Here is a 13804-nt window from a genome sequence, read left to right as displayed (position 1 = left end):
ATGTTCCTGGGGGGTGGAGAATTGACCACAGACAACACCAAAGCGGTACATCCCCACTCGGTTAGTGCCTTGTGTGACGAGGGCGCACGGCTCTACGCCAGTGCGTTGAGTGTGGGCAAGATAGCTCGTGTGGAGGCGGAAGAGGCCCCTTGTCTGCTGGAATTCGCCCTCCTGCATCCTGATCCCGACGACGCCGACTGGTTGCGTCCGGTACCCCCGTCCGCGGCGCTCACCCAGCGCCTGCATCCGATCGAGCGGGAGATCCAGGAGCGGAGGCGGCTCTCCGTCGAGCTCACCGAGGCGTTCGAACCCTTCATGGCGATCAGCGCCCAGGCTCCGCCGACGACGCACGCGATCACCGTTCTCGAAGGCATCGGCCGCATCAACGCCTCGATAGAGCTGGCCCTCGCCGAGTGCCGCTCGGAAGTCCTCACCATTCAGCCGGGCGGCGGGCGCAGCGAGAACGCGCTCACCATTGCCATGGAACGCGGCCAGATGCTCACGGCACGCGGCGTGGGGATGCGAAGTCTGTACCAGCACACCGTCCGCCACAGCCACGGAACTCTCAATTACGCGGCCCGGATGGCCGAGAGCAAAGTCGAGATCCGGACGCTCGAAGAGCTGATAGAACGGCTGATGATTTTCGATCGCACCGTCGCCTTCATACCGGCCACGGACGACCGCACCGTCGCCCTTGAGCTGCGGCATCCCGGCATCGTGGAGTACCTCACCAAGGTCTTCGAGCAGTTCTGGCACCGCGCGGTGCCCCTTCAGGAACAGATTCCGTACGACTCCGGGACGGACGGAATTTCCGGGGTGAGGCATTCGATCGCGAAACTCCTCGTGGAGGGGCACGTCGACGAGGCGATCGCCCGCCGCCTCGGCATGAACGTACGCACCTGCCGGTCGCATATCGCCAAGCTCAGCGTCGCGCTCGGCAGCAACAGCCGGGCTCAACTCGGATATCTGATCGCACGGTCGGGAATCCTGGAATCGGGCCCCGATCACGCGATCCCGCCCGGCGCCGGTGCGTGACCCCGACGGCGACGGAACAGCCGGGCTCCGGCATCGCGGCGAAGCGTCGCACGCCGGGCACCGCGGCGGAGCGTCACACCAGGCGTCCCGGCGGAGCGTCGCACGCCAGGCGTCCCGGCGGAGCGCCAGAGGTCACGGCGGACGGGGAGACGGCCGCCCGCGCGAGACCCGGCCCCGCCGCCCACCCCACGGTCAGCAGCAGCCCGTACGAGGCAGCCACGGCGTCCGGCAAGGCTGACGCGTAGCCGAGGAGGACGCACGGCGTGACCGCACGGTGCCGCTCATCGCCCACCGGCTCTCGACGGCCACCTCGGCGGACCGGCTGGAACTGTTCGAGAGCGGCCGGGTCAGCGACCACGGACGTCACGAGGAGCTGCTGGAGCACAACGCCCTCCACCGGGTCCTCACCGCGACGCAGTTGACCCCCGCCGGGCCGACCGCACCCCGCTGAACGGATGATTCGGGCAGCCGCCCCGGCCCTGCGAGAATTCCGTGCGTCAACCCACCCGAACCGAACACCCGTGTACCGAACGCCTCTTCGCCGGGCGCTCCCCCTCACCGAACGAGACGTCCGCTCACCGACCACCGCCCGGCCGAGAGCCCCGCCCACCGGACACCGCCCCGCCGGGCGCCCCCTCGCCACCACGCCCCCTTGCGGGACACTCCCTCGCTGAACACCCCCCTCAGCACGACCGAAGGGTTCAAGGATCCAGATGACCGACACCACGCCCCTGCCTCTGCCCGCCGCGACCGAGGACGACCACTACGGCGAAATCTCCGTCGAACTCCTGGGCGACCGGCGGGAGAAGCTCGTCGTGAGTGGCGAGCGGATTCCCACGGTCACCCTCGTCCGCGCGCCCGGGGCCGAGGTCGACGACCACATCGTCATCGGCACCCGGGACCCCCGGCACCTCACGATCACGGTGGACGGCGAGGCCGCGACGATCACCCCCGCCAAGGGCAAGCTGCGGCGGCGGTCGTACCGGGTCGACGTCGTCTGCGCGGGCACGCGCTACCGGCTCGTCCCCGACTCGATCCCCAGCAGCCGGCTGACCCGGGACGGCAAGCGCCTCGGGGACTTCTCGTCGGACGGCGACCGCCGGGTGATCGCCGAGTGGCGGGAGGACGCCGGGACCGTCGAACCGCTCGACGCGGCCATCGGCTACGCGCTGTCGGCGGCCTTCGGCACCGGCGGCCAGCCGATGTGGATGATGCTGGTCGACGCGATCAGCACAGCCCTGCCCGGATAGCGCCGGAGGCCCCGGCCCGGCGGCCACCGGCCTCGCCGCCCTGGCCGGCACCGGTCCCACGCCCACACCGACGGGCGTGCTGTCGGAGACGCGCGACCGATCACGGCGGAGGTTTCCGGCCACCGGGGACGGGCGGGCGCTCGTCGGCCGGGGCGGGGGCCGGGGAAGCGAACACGACGACGGGGCCGGGAGAGCGTCATCCGCTCTCCCGGCCCCGTCGCGCACCATCCCGCCGGCGAGGGCGGGATGGTCCTCAGTCCATCGGCCGTTTCGGCTTCGGCCGCCAGACCACCAGCGCGCTGGTCTGCTGCACGTCCTGGTACGGCACCAGATCCCGGCGGTAGGAGGCGTGCACCTGGGCCTCGCGCTGCCGCAAGGCGACCGCCGCGCCGTCCACCGCCGCCGAGAGCTCGGCGACGCGCTGCTGGAGGGCGGCGACCTGGTTCTCCAGCTCGATGATCCGCTTGATGCCCGCGAGGTTGATGCCCTCGTCCTGCGAGAGCTGCTGCACGGTGCGCAGCAGCTCGATGTCGCGGGCCGAGTAGCGCCGGCCGCGCCCGGCCGTACGGTCCGGGGAGACCAGGCCGAGGCGGTCGTACTGGCGCAGTGTCTGCGGGTGGAGGCCCGAGAGCTGGGCCGCGATCGAGATCACGTACACCGGTGTCTCGTCGGTCAGCTGGTACGGATTGCGTCGACGGCCGTCCATCTCAAGCTCCCTTCGCCGCCTGGAACAGTTCCGCCCGCGGGTCCACGTCCGCGGTCGCCTTCCGGTAGACCTCCAGGGCGTCCCGGGCCTCCTGGCCCAGGTCCCCGGGGACCGCCACCTCCACGGTGACCAACAGGTCGCCGCGGGTGCCGTCCTTGCGCACCGCGCCCTTGCCCCGGGCGCGCATCGTACGTCCGTTGGGGGTGCCGGCGGGGAGCTTCAGGGTGACCGGGGGGCCGCCGAGAGTGGGGACCTTCACCTCGCCGCCGAGCGTCGCCTCCGGATAGGTGACGGGCACGGTGACCGTGAGGTTGTCGCCCTTGCGGCCGAAGACCGGGTGGGCGTCGACGTGGACGACGACGTAGAGGTCGCCTGCCGGGCCGCCGCGTTCGCCCGCGCCGCCCTTGCCGCGCAGCCGGATCCGCTGGGCGTCGGAGACGCCCGCCGGAATCCTCACCTGCATGGTGCGCGCCGACTTCGCCCGGCCGCTGCCCTTGCAGACATCGCAGGGGTCCTGGGCGATGAGGCCCCGGCCCTTGCAGTCCACGCAGGGGTCGGTGAGCGAGAAGCCGCCGCCGCTGCCGCGCGAGACCTGACCGGTGCCGACACAGGTCGGGCAGACCCTGGGGGTGCCGTTCTTGTCGCCGGTGCCCGAGCACGCCTTGCAGGGTGCCTGGCTCGACATCCGCAGCGGGACCGTGGCCCCGTCGACCGCCTCGGTGAAGCTGAGCGTCACCTCGGACTCGATGTCCTGGCCGCGCTTCGGCTGGACGCGGGTGCCCGCGCCGCCGCGGTTGAACAGCCCGCCGAAGACGTCGCCGAGACCGCCACCGCCGCCGAAGCCGCCGCCCGCGCCGCCCTGTCCGCCACCCGGGGCTCCCCCTCCGAAGAGGTCGCCCAGGTCGAAGTTGAAGTTGCCGCCCGCACCACCGGGGCCGGGGCGGAAGCCGCCGTTGCCGAAGAGCGCGCGCGCCTCGTCGTACTCCTTGCGCTTCTTGGGGTCACCGAGGACGTCGTTCGCCTCGGACACCTCCTTGAAGCGCTCCTCGGCCTTGGCGTCACCCTTGTTGGCGTCCGGGTGGAACTCGCGGGCGAGCTTCCGGTACGCCTTCTTGACCTCGGCGTCGGTGGCGTCCTTGGGGACGCCGAGAACCTTGTAGTAGTCCTTCTCGACGAAGTCCTTCGTGCTCATCGACGTCCCTCCTTCCGGACGATCGGCCGAGCGGCCGGCCCGTGGGCCGGCCGCCGGGCCGGTCGGTGTGCAGCGTGGTGGTCGGACGGGCTCCCGTCAGACCTCCTCGGTGCCACCGCTCTCCTCGTCGTCTGTCTTCTCTTCCTTGGCCGCGGCGGGCGTGGCGCCCGGCTGCGGCTCGGCGACGGCCACCCGCGCGGGGCGGATGGTGCGCTCGCCGATGCGATACCCCGGCTGCAGGATCGCCACGCAGGTCGTCTCGGTGACGTCCGGCGCGTAGCTGTGCATCAGAGCCTCGTGGATCGTCGGGTCGAAGGGCTCGCCCTCCTTGCCGAACTGCTGGAGGCCCAGCTTCGCGACGACGGTCTCCATCGATTCGGCGACCGACTTGAAGCCGCCGACGAGCTCGCCGTGTTCCCGTGCGCGGCCGACGTCGTCGAGCACGGGCAGCAGCTCGGACAGGAGGTTCGCGACAGCGATCTCCTTGACCGTCACCCGGTCCCGCTCGACGCGGCGACGGTAGTTCTGGTACTCGGCCTGGAGCCGCTGGAGGTCCGCGGTGCGCTCACCGAGCGCGGTGCGCACCTGGTCCAGCTCCGCTGTCAGACCGACGGTCGGGTCGGTGTCCCCGGCCGGGGCCGCCGCCTCCTCCTCGGAGGGGTCGGCGGCCTTCGGCTCGGCGTCATCAGGGGTGGCGCCGGAGGGGACGTCGGGCTTCTCCTCGAAGCCCGGAGTCTCCTCGGTCACGCCGCACCTCCCTTGGAGTCCTTCTCGTCGTCCACGATCTCGGCGTCGACGACGTCGTCGTCGGCCTTGGCCTGGGCGTCGCCCGGAGCCTCGGCGCCCGGGGCCGCACCCTCGGCCTGGGCGTTGGCGTACATCGCCTGGCCCAGCTTCTGGGAGACGGCCGCGACCTTCTCGGTGGCCGTGCGGATCTCGGCGGAGTCCTCGCCCTTGAGCTTCTCCTTCAGCTCGCCGACGGCGGTCTCCACCTCCGTCTTCACGTCCGCGGGGACCTTGTCCTCGTTGTCCTTGAGGAACTTCTCCGTCTGGTAGACGAGCTGCTCGCCCTGGTTGCGCGACTCGGCGGCCTCGCGGCGGGCGTGGTCCTCCTCCGCGTACTTCTCGGCCTCTTCGCGCATCCGGTTGACCTCGTCCTTCGGCAGCGAGGAGCCGCCGGTGACGGTCATCTTCTGCTCCTTGCCGGTGCCGAGGTCCTTGGCGGCGACGTGCATGATGCCGTTGGCGTCGATGTCGAAGGCGACCTCGATCTGCGGCACGCCACGCGGGGCGGGCGGCAGGCCGGTCAGCTCGAACATCCCGAGCTTCTTGTTGTACGCCGCGATCTCGCGCTCGCCCTGGTAGACCTGGATCTGCACGGACGGCTGGTTGTCCTCGGCCGTCGTGAAGATCTCGGAGCGCTTGGTCGGGATCGTGGTGTTGCGCTCGATGAGCTTCGTCATGATCCCTCCCTTGGTCTCGATGCCGAGGGAGAGCGGGGTGACGTCGAGGAGCAGGACGTCCTTGACCTCGCCCTTGAGGACACCGGCCTGGAGCGAGGCGCCGATGGCGACGACCTCGTCCGGGTTCACACCCTTGTTGGCCTCCTGGCCGCCGGTCAGCTCCTTGACGAGCTCGGCGACGGCGGGCATACGGGTGGAGCCACCGACGAGAACGACGTGGTCGATCTCGGAGAGCTGGATGCCCGCGTCCTTGATGACGTTGTGGAACGGGGTCTTGCAGCGGTCCAGCAGGTCCGCGGTCAGCTGCTGGAACTGCGAGCGCGTGAGCTTCTCGTCCAGGTGCAGCGGGCCTTCGGCGGACGCCGTGATGTACGGCAGGTTGATCGTGGTCTCGGTCGAGGACGAGAGCTCGATCTTCGCCTTCTCCGCGGCCTCGCGGAGACGCTGGAGAGCCATCTTGTCCTTGGACAGGTCCACACCGTGTCCGTTGGCGAACTGCTTCACCAGGTAGTCGACGACGCGCTGGTCCCAGTCGTCGCCACCGAGGTGGTTGTCACCGTTGGTGGCCTTCACCTCGACGACGCCGTCGCCGATCTCCAGGAGGGACACGTCGAAGGTGCCGCCGCCGAGGTCGAAGACGAGGATCGTCTGGTCGTCCTTGTCGAGGCCGTACGCCAGGGCGGCGGCGGTCGGCTCGTTGACGATGCGCAGGACGTTCAGGCCCGCGATCTCACCGGCCTCCTTGGTCGCCTGACGCTCGGAGTCGTTGAAGTACGCCGGGACGGTGATGACCGCGTCGGTCACCTTCTCGCCCAGGTAGGACTCGGCGTCACGCTTCAGCTTCTGCAGGATGAAGGCGCTCATCTGCTGCGGGTTGAAGCTCTTGCCGTCCAGGTCGATCTTCCAGTCAGTGCCCATGTGGCGCTTGACGGAGCGGATGGTCCTGTCGACGTTGGTGACCGCCTGGCGCTTCGCGACCTCGCCGACGAGCACCTCGCCGTTCTTGGCGAAGGCGACGACGGACGGCGTGGTCCTGGCGCCCTCGGCGTTGGTGATGACGGTGGGCTCGCCGCCTTCGAGAACGCTGACGACGGAGTTAGTCGTGCCCAGGTCGATGCCGACCGCACGTGCCATTTCAATTCCTCCAACTGACTACTTGAGTGGATCTGACTCAAGGATGCATGACGCCGCTCCCGGAGTCAACAGACCTGAGTCGCTTACGCTCAACTTATGTGCTCAGACACAGCACAGCCGGGCTCAGCCCGCCGGTCTCCGCCCCCTCACGGCCGCACCCGCGCACGCCACACCCCTCGCGCACCACCCGTCCCACCGTCTCACCATGGGATCGTTCTGGCACAAAATGCCGTGAGACGGTCGCAACCGTCGCCGACCGGCAGGTTTCACCGTGGATCGTCACACCATCGAACCTCGAACCCCGGGCGGGCGCGATGCAGAACGCGAGGAAGCCGCGCGTACGGCGGAAGAACCAGACGGACCGGACGGACCGAAGGAGCGCCCGCGGGGACCGGCGAACCCCTCGGCCCCGCGCGGCGACGGGGACGGCCAGGGGCCACTTCCCCTCCCGCTCCGCCGTACACCTGACCGGCATCACCGACCGGGCCGGGCGGCTGGCGGACCGCCTCGCTCCGCGCACCCCGGCCGAACGCGTGCTCGACCTGCTCCTCGGCACCGCCCTGCTGGCCCTGACCGCCCCCGCCGTCGCCGTAGCGGCCCTCGTCCTGACCGTGCGGCGCACCCCGGGCGGGGCCTGGGACCGCCGGCCCCGGACCGGCCTGGGCGGCCGGGTCTTCGAACTGCGCAGCCTGCGCACCCGCAGACTCCGGCTGGACCTGTTCTCGCGGCTGCCCCACGTCGTCCGGGGCGATCTGTCCCTGGTCGGCCCCGTCCCGCTCGCCCCCGGCGACCCGCGGGCGGCGGGGCCCGGCGCCCGGCAGTGGCGGCAGGAGCTGCGCCCGGGGCTGACCGGACTGGCGCAGGTGCGCTCACGGTCCGGCATGCCGTGGGACGACCCCGCCCTGCTGGACCAGCACTACGCAGAGCACCATGGAGTAGTGCTCGACCTGGCGATCCTCGCCGAAGCCGCGCGCCACCCCGTGGGGACGCTGCTCCGGAAGGCCCGCCGAACCAAGGCACCCCTGAGCGACACAGATCACCGACGACCTGGCTACAGCGCGGTGGAATAAGTGGATAGTGTCAGCACAGACTAATTAAGTTACTGCTTAGTAGTAGTGGGTAGTAGTCACAGGATCCCGCTCTCGCAGGCCCGAGGAGCCCCGAAATGCAACTCGCCGCGATCATTGTGTCGCTGGTGCTGACGGTCGTCGGCGTTGCGCTCATCACCCGAGCCGTCGCGCAGATCTACCGCTTCGTCCGTCTGGGACAGCCCGTACCAGCAGGCAGCCGCACCGACGCCCCCAAGCAGCGGACGATCACCCTGGTCAAGGAGTTCCTCGGCCACACCCGGATGAACCGGTGGGGGATCGTCGGCTTCGCCCACTGGTTCGTCGCCATCGGCTTCCTGACACTTCCGCCCACGCTGCTCCAGGCGTACGGGCAGCTCTTCCAGGCGGACTGGGTGCTGCCGATCATCGGCACCTTCCTGCCGTTCGAGATGTACATCGAGTTCATCGGGCTGATGACGGTCGTCGGCATCGTGACGCTGATGGCGATCCGGCTGCTGAACCTGCCCTCCCGGGCCGGCCGCAAGTCTCGCTTCGCGGGCTCGAAGGCATGGCAGGCGTACTTCGTCGAGTACGTCATCCTGATCATCGGCCTCGCGATCCTGGTGCTGCGCGGCCTGGAGGGCGCGATCCACCACGTCGAGAGCTACGGCCCCGCGTACTTCGTCTCGTACCCGCTGGTCCTCGCCTTCAAGGGGCTGAGCCTCAGCACCCTCCAGACGCTCATCTACTTCGTCGCGATGATCAAGATCGGCACCTCGCTGATCTGGATGATCACGGTCTCGCTCAACACCAACATGGGTGTCGCCTGGCACCGTTTCCTCGGCTTCCCGAACATCTGGTTCAAGCGGAACGCCGACGGCGAGGTGGCCCTGGGCGCACTCCAGCCCATGACCTCGGGCGGCAAGGAGATCGACTTCGAGGACCCGGGCGAGGACGACACCTTCGGCGTCTCCCAGGTCGAGCAGTTCTCCTGGAAGGGCATCCTCGACTTCTCCACCTGCACCGAGTGCGGCCGCTGCCAGTCCCAGTGCCCCGCGTGGAACACCGGCAAGCCGCTCTCGCCGAAGCTCCTGATCATGTCGCTGCGCGACCACGCGCACGCCAAGGCCCCCTACCTCCTGGCCGGCGGCGGCAAGGACATGGAGGGCAACGAGAAGGCCACCGAGGAGCAGCTCAAGGACGTCCCGGCCGCCGCCCTCGCGGAGGCCGAGCGCCCCCTCATCGGCACCGCCGAGGAGAACGGCGTCATCGACCCGGACGTCCTCTGGTCCTGCACCACCTGCGGCGCCTGCGTGGAGCAGTGCCCGGTCGACATCGAGCACATCGACCACATCGTCGACATGCGCCGCTACCAGGTGATGATCGAGTCCGCGTTCCCGTCCGAGGCGGGCACGATGCTCAAGAACCTGGAGAAGAAGGGCAACCCCTGGGGGCTGGCCAAGAAGCAGCGCGTCGAGTGGACCAAGGAGGTCGACTTCGAGGTCCCGATCGTCGGGAAGGACGTCGAGGACCTCACCGAGGTCGACTACCTGTACTGGGTCGGCTGCGCGGGCGCCCTGGAGGACCGGGCCAAGAAGACCACGAAGGCATTCGCGGAGCTGCTGCACATCGCGGGCGTCAAGTTCGCGATCATGGGCGGCGACGAGAAGTGCACCGGGGACTCCGCCCGCCGCCTGGGCAACGAGCCGCTGTTCCAGCAGCTCGGCCAGGAGAACGTGGCCATGCTGAACATGGCGTACGGCGAGTCCTTCGACGACGAGGGCAACGTCGAGCCGGAGACGAAGAAGCCCAAGTCGTCCAAGAAGATCGTCGCGACCTGCCCGCACTGCTTCAACACGATCGCGAACGAGTACCCGCAGCTCGGCGGCGAGTACGAGGTCATCCACCACACCCAGCTGCTCCAGCACCTCATCGACGAGGGCAAGCTGATCCCGGTGACCCCGGTCGAGGGCCTGATCACGTACCACGACCCCTGCTACCTGGGCCGGCACAACAAGATCTACACGCCGCCGCGCGAGATCATCGCGAACGTCCCGGGGCTGCGGAACGAGGAGATGCACCGCCACAAGGAGCGCGGCTTCTGCTGCGGCGCCGGCGGCGCACGGATGTGGATGGAGGAGCGGATCGGCAAGCGCGTCAACAACGAGCGCGTCGACGAGGCTCTCGCCCTCAACCCGGACATCGTCTCCACCGCCTGCCCCTTCTGCCTCGTCATGCTGACCGACTCGGTCAACGGCAAGAAGAACGACGGCCAGGCCAAGGAGTCCATCCAGGTCGTGGACGTCTCCCAGCTCCTCCTGGAATCGGTGAAGACCCCGGCCGACCCGGCGGGGGACCAGGATCAGGCGAACGCGCCGGAGCCCGAACCGGCGAAGTGACGCGGCACGGGAAGCAACGCATCACCAGCACAGGACACCAGCACGAGAAGTGACATAACGACGTAAAGCGGTACACGCGATGAGCGGCCGGACCTGCCTCGGGGGCGGGACCGGCCGCTTTTCCGTGCGGGGGCCACGGCCAGTCCGACGACAGCGACAGCCACGGCGACGGCGACGGCGACGGCGACGGCAACGGCAACGGCGACGGCGACGGCGACGGCGACAAGGAGCCGGACACGGTGGTGCGGACGTACCGAGGCGAACGCCAGGACCAGTAACAGGATCACGACCAAGGCCAGGGCCAGGGCCAGGACCTGATCGCCCTCGACACGGCAGGTAACACGGACGCTCCGGTACTCGCCTTCTCCACGGCGCTGTCCCACCCCTGAACTCCCCCTCCCCGAGGCCCCCGGGAGCCCTTAGGGGATGTCACAGGTCGGCCGCAATGGCCCGCGGGTTCCCCCGCCCCCGGCCCGCCACCGCCGGGGACCAGGTACGTTCGACGGGTGGCTGGATTCAGGATCGGACGCGGCCGGGACAACCGCACCCCGCAACAACCGCAGCAGCAGCGGCAGCAGCCGTACGGAGGGCAGGCACCACAGCCGCCGTACGGTGCTCAGCCGTGGCCGACGGCAGGAGGACCCCCCGGCCACGGCGCCGCGCCACCCCCGTACGGAGCCCCGCAGGGCCCCCCGTACAACACCGGCGGCTACGCGGGCCCCGGACAGGGCGGGCACGGCGGACACCACGCCCGGGGCGGGCACGGTCACGGCGAGCCGGAGTACTTCGGCGACCCGTACGCGGACCCGGCACCCCACGACCCGTACGCCAACAACCCGGGTCACACGCAGGCGTTCCGCGTGGACGAGGACGCCTACGGCGACGGCAACACCTACCAGGCCGGTTCCGCCCCCGCCCCGCCGGCGGGCCCGCGGCTGCGCTGGAAGGAACTGCTGACCGGCATCGTCACGCGCCCGGGGCCGACGTTCTGGCAGATGCGGGACTACCCGGTCTGGGGCCCGGCGCTCGTCGTCACGTTCGTCTACGGCCTGCTCGCGCTGTTCGGCTTCGACCAGGCGCGCGAAGAAGCGATCAACGCGACGATCTCGACGGCCATCCCGTACGTCCTGTTCACCGGCGTCGGCTTCGTCCTCGGCGGCCTGGTCCTCGGCGCGGTGACCCACACCCTGGCCCGCCAGCTCGGCGGAACGGGCTCGTGGCAGCCGACCGTGGGCCTGTCGATGCTGATCATGTCGATGACCGACGCGCCGCGCCTCCTCTTCGCCCTCTTCCTGGGCGGCGAGAACTCCCTGGTCCAGATCGTGGGCTGGGTGACCTGGCTGGCGGCCGGGGCGCTGTTCACCTCGATGGTCAGCAAGTCGCACGACCTGCCGTGGCCCAAGGCGCTGGGAGCCTCGGCGATCCAGTTGATCGCGCTGCTGTCGATCATCAAACTGGGCACGATCTGAGCGACCGCGCGAAAAAGCCCCTGGACCGCGTTACGCGAGCCAGGGGCCTTTTCCGTTCTCCACGCGCCTTTCCAGGCGCCCGGAACCATCACGCTTCCTAAGCGTCGAGGACCTGCCCGCTCCGCCGCACGACGGGCTTCTCGACGCTCCACGGGAAGTTGATCCACTGATCGGTCTTCTTCCACACGTACTCGCACTTCACGAGGGAGTGGGACTTCTCGTAGATGACGGCGCTGCGCACCTCGGCGACATGGTCGACGCAGAAGTCGTGGACGAGCTTCAGCGTCTTGCCGGTGTCGGCGACGTCGTCGGCGATCAGGACCTTCTTCTCGGAGAAGTCGATCGCGTTGGGCACCGGCGCCAGCATGACGGGCATCTCCAGCGTGGTCCCGACGCCCGTGTAGAACTCCACATTGACCAGGTGGATGTTCTTGCAGTCCAGTGCGTAAGCGAGCCCGCCCGCGACGAACACGCCACCGCGCGCGATGCTCAGCACCACATCGGGCTCGTACCCGTCGTCGGCGACGGCCTGCGCCAGCTCGCGCACCGCCCGCCCGAAACCCTCGTAGGTCAGGTTCTCCCGCACGTCACTCGCCATGGTTCATCACACCTGGGTCCGATGGAAGTTCTGGAACGACCGCGAGGCCGTCGGGCCCCGCTGCCCCTGGTACCGCGACTCGTACCGCTCGGATCCGTACGGGAACTCGGACGACGAGGTCAGCTTGAACAGGCACAGCTGCCCGATCTTCATGCCCGGCCACAGCTTTATCGGCAGCGTGGCGAGGTTGGACAGCTCCAGGGTCACGTGCCCGGAGAACCCCGGGTCGATGAACCCGGCCGTCGAGTGCGTCACCAGCCCGAGCCGCCCGAGCGAACTCTTGCCCTCCAGCCGCGAAGCCAGATCGTCGGGGAGCGAGATCACCTCGTACGTGGACGCCAGCACGAACTCCCCGGGGTGCAGGATGAACGCCTCGTCGCCCTCCGGCTCGACCGTGCGGGTCAGGTCGGGCTGTTCCACGGCGGGGTCGATATGCGGGTACCGGTGGTTCTCGAACACCCGGAAGTAGCGGTCCAGCCGCACGTCGATGCTCGACGGCTGCACCATCGAAGGGTCGTACGGATCAATACGGACGCGGCCGGAGTCGATCTCGGCCCGGATGTCCTTGTCTGAGAGAAGCACGTCCCGAGGATACGCAGAACGCGCGAGCCCGCCCCAACCGGACCACCCGCGCGCCTGCCGAAACCCCCTCCGCCGCCCAGCCGCCTACGCCCTCTTCACCTACCGCTACCGCCTACGCGCCCGGCGCCCGGCGCGGCCGCCGCCGGCTACCACCGTCCGGCGACGACGCTCCTGCCGGCCACGACCGACTGGGGCAGGGCCGGAAACGCCTCCGTGCACCGAGATGTGTCGCCTACCGCTTCCCGAACGCCACCGGCACGGCCTGCCGCAACCGCGCACACCGAGGACACCGGATCAGTCTCCCGGGCCCGATCCGGTCGGACCCGAGCTGCTGCATCGGGAACGACGGCGTAGCGAAAACGTGCCCTGCGGCACAGCGGACGACGGTGCGCTCCATCGACTCCATCAAGTCCCTTCCCCAACCACATATGGACGAGAACGCCACATTAGGGGATGAACAGGACGCCACCTCACGCGGCACTCCGACCACCCACGCTACGCCCCCAACTCCCGCCCACCACACTCCCGTCCACCCGCACGCTCCACCCGCCCGCTCCACCCACCCACCCACTCCAACCGGACACACAACGCGAAGGCCCCACGGCTCATCCGCCGGGGGCCTGGCATGGGGTAGAGTGTGGAACGATGCAGCGCCGGTGATCGGCGCGCCTCGCGGGTGTAGTTTAATGGTAGAACATGAGCTTCCCAAGCTCAGAGCGCGAGTTCGATTCTCGTCACCCGCTCTTTGATGAAGGCCCTGGTCATTGACCAGGGCCCTTTTTGCGTTCGGCGTCGGCTCGGACTCGTGTGTGGAGGCCGTGCGGACAGCTGGAACGGGACTGTAAAACGTTCGGTGTAACTCCCGATCATGGAAGATGCATCGATGACCAGCAACAACGTGACCGAGGCCGAGGTCGGCGAACCGTC

The 13804-nt window shown here is 69.3% G+C and carries 13 protein-coding genes, 1 tRNA gene and 1 pseudogene; 8 read left to right on the top strand and 7 right to left on the bottom strand.

The window, feature by feature from the left end; translation table 11 throughout:
- From ACIQMU_RS29865 to ACIQMU_RS29855, 3 genes are all read left to right on the top strand, one after another.
- Positions 1 to 1035 carry a helix-turn-helix transcriptional regulator gene (locus ACIQMU_RS29865; RefSeq protein WP_352239799.1) on the top strand — a complete coding sequence of 345 codons (1035 nt, stop codon included), beginning with the start codon at positions 1 to 3 and terminating at the stop codon, positions 1033 to 1035.
- 274 nt (positions 1036 to 1309) lie between these two features.
- The gene (locus ACIQMU_RS29860) at positions 1310 to 1486 is read left to right on the top strand and encodes a hypothetical protein (protein ID WP_352239800.1); all 177 of its coding nucleotides are present in this window, start codon (positions 1310 to 1312) and stop codon (positions 1484 to 1486) included.
- Positions 1487 to 1748: 262 nt separating this feature from the next.
- Complete coding sequence (locus ACIQMU_RS29855; RefSeq protein ID WP_352239801.1) at positions 1749 to 2285, top strand: hypothetical protein; 537 nt, start codon at positions 1749 to 1751, stop codon at positions 2283 to 2285.
- 253 nt (positions 2286 to 2538) lie between these two features.
- Here the strand turns inward: ACIQMU_RS29855 and ACIQMU_RS29850 are convergent, their stop codons facing one another.
- From ACIQMU_RS29850 to dnaK, 4 genes are all read right to left on the bottom strand, one after another.
- Complete coding sequence (locus ACIQMU_RS29850) at positions 2539 to 2991, bottom strand: heat shock protein transcriptional repressor HspR (protein ID WP_352239802.1); 453 nt, start codon at positions 2989 to 2991, stop codon at positions 2539 to 2541.
- A 1-nt stretch (position 2992) separates the two neighbouring features.
- Positions 2993 to 4183 carry a molecular chaperone DnaJ gene (dnaJ, locus tag ACIQMU_RS29845; RefSeq protein WP_402690095.1) on the bottom strand — a complete coding sequence of 397 codons (1191 nt, stop codon included), beginning with the start codon at positions 4181 to 4183 and terminating at the stop codon, positions 2993 to 2995.
- A 96-nt stretch (positions 4184 to 4279) separates the two neighbouring features.
- Positions 4280 to 4930, bottom strand: coding sequence for a nucleotide exchange factor GrpE (gene grpE / locus ACIQMU_RS29840; protein ID WP_352239804.1), 651 nt, complete (start codon positions 4928 to 4930; stop codon positions 4280 to 4282).
- Positions 4927 to 6780 carry a molecular chaperone DnaK gene (gene dnaK / locus ACIQMU_RS29835; protein ID WP_352239805.1) on the bottom strand — a complete coding sequence of 618 codons (1854 nt, stop codon included), beginning with the start codon at positions 6778 to 6780 and terminating at the stop codon, positions 4927 to 4929. Before dnaK ends, grpE begins: the two co-directional genes overlap by 4 nt.
- Before the next feature lie 314 nt (positions 6781 to 7094).
- Here dnaK and ACIQMU_RS29830 point away from each other — a divergent pair, with 314 nt between their 5' ends.
- The 4 genes and pseudogenes from ACIQMU_RS29830 (at position 7095) to ACIQMU_RS29815 (ending at position 11697) form a co-directional block, all read left to right on the top strand.
- The gene (locus ACIQMU_RS29830) at positions 7095 to 7850 is read left to right on the top strand and encodes a sugar transferase (RefSeq protein WP_402690094.1); all 756 of its coding nucleotides are present in this window, start codon (positions 7095 to 7097) and stop codon (positions 7848 to 7850) included.
- Between the two features lie 95 nt (positions 7851 to 7945).
- Entirely contained in the window at positions 7946 to 10228 is a 2283-nt protein-coding gene (locus ACIQMU_RS29825) for a heterodisulfide reductase-related iron-sulfur binding cluster (protein ID WP_402690093.1), read from the top strand.
- 206 nt (positions 10229 to 10434) lie between these two features.
- Positions 10435 to 10617 (top strand): annotated as a pseudogene (locus ACIQMU_RS29820) (hypothetical protein); the annotation flags it as partial.
- Between the two features lie 117 nt (positions 10618 to 10734).
- On the top strand, positions 10735 to 11697 hold the full coding sequence (locus ACIQMU_RS29815) for a Yip1 family protein (protein WP_352239808.1): 963 nt from the start codon (positions 10735 to 10737) through the stop codon (positions 11695 to 11697).
- 97 nt (positions 11698 to 11794) lie between these two features.
- On the opposite strand, the gene ACIQMU_RS29810 is transcribed toward ACIQMU_RS29815, so the two are convergent.
- Together ACIQMU_RS29810 and dcd are read right to left on the bottom strand one after the other, a co-directional pair.
- Complete coding sequence (locus tag ACIQMU_RS29810) at positions 11795 to 12295, bottom strand: phosphoribosyltransferase (RefSeq protein ID WP_352239809.1); 501 nt, start codon at positions 12293 to 12295, stop codon at positions 11795 to 11797.
- Between the two features lie 6 nt (positions 12296 to 12301).
- Positions 12302 to 12877, bottom strand: coding sequence for a dCTP deaminase (gene dcd / locus ACIQMU_RS29805; RefSeq protein WP_030588741.1), 576 nt, complete (start codon positions 12875 to 12877; stop codon positions 12302 to 12304).
- Positions 12878 to 13549: 672 nt separating this feature from the next.
- Between dcd and ACIQMU_RS29800 the strand changes: the two genes are divergently transcribed.
- Positions 13550 to 13620 (top strand) — tRNA-Gly (locus ACIQMU_RS29800).
- Here ACIQMU_RS29800 and ACIQMU_RS29795 read toward each other — a convergent pair.
- On the bottom strand, positions 13589 to 13804 hold a 216-nt coding region (locus ACIQMU_RS29795), incomplete at its 5' end, for a hypothetical protein (protein ID WP_402690092.1). The genes ACIQMU_RS29800 and ACIQMU_RS29795 overlap by 32 nt on opposite strands.

This window comes from Streptomyces sp. NPDC091649 (genome assembly GCF_044756785.1).
In the GTDB taxonomy this organism is placed as follows: domain Bacteria; phylum Actinomycetota; class Actinomycetes; order Streptomycetales; family Streptomycetaceae; genus Streptomyces.
Note: the sequence above shows the minus strand (reverse complement) of the source record. Positions and strands in the feature narration are given on the sequence as shown.